The sequence below is a fragment of the Bradyrhizobium sp. 31Argb genome, assembly GCF_043638955.1.
Lineage (GTDB): Bacteria > Pseudomonadota > Alphaproteobacteria > Rhizobiales > Xanthobacteraceae > Bradyrhizobium.
This window is the reverse complement of record NZ_JBEGDB010000705.1, coordinates 1-544: the sequence shown is the minus strand read 5'-3', so window position 1 is coordinate 544 and position 544 is coordinate 1. Positions and strand designations below refer to the sequence as shown.

Annotated in this window: 1 protein-coding gene; it reads right to left on the bottom strand. The window is 57.7% G+C overall.

Translation table 11 applies throughout. The features are described from left to right. A partial coding sequence (locus tag AAFX91_RS42370) for a reverse transcriptase domain-containing protein (protein ID WP_394570437.1) occupies positions 1–531 on the bottom strand: 531 nt, incomplete at its 3' end. Between the last annotated feature and the right edge of the window lie 13 nt (positions 532–544).

Genomic DNA, 544 nt, shown 5'->3' with positions numbered 1-544 from the left:
TCGAATGGCTTTCTTGGAAGGCCTTGTGCCCAGAAAGGCTTGACCTCCCTTTCCATGGAAGCGCCCGATCGTGTACCCGAGGAATGTTACGCTATCCTCCGGGACCCGAGCGAGCCGCGTCTTGGTCTCGTTCACCTCCAACCCAAGCCTGTTCATTAGCGTCTGCATCCGCACCATTGCCGTCTCGGACGAGCCGGGGCGACAGCAGATCACGAAGTCATCCGCGTAATTCACGATATGCGCATCGAGTTGGTCTTGGTGTCCGTGTTTGCGCCAAGCCAGCAAGAACCGACGAAAGTAGAGATTCGCCAACAGCGGGCTCAGGGGTGAGCCCTGTGGAGTTCCTCTTTTCTTCGTACGGGACTCCGCCGTCCTCGTGGTTCGCCGACCGTCTCTCTCGATAACCGCGACTGTCAGCCAGTCTTTGATCATTGAGAGGAGCCGACCGTCGGCAATCCTGCGTGTGAGGCATTTCACCAGTGGTGCATGCGGAATCGAGGTGAAGTAATCCCTCAAATCCGCGTCGACGATCTCCGATCGTCGA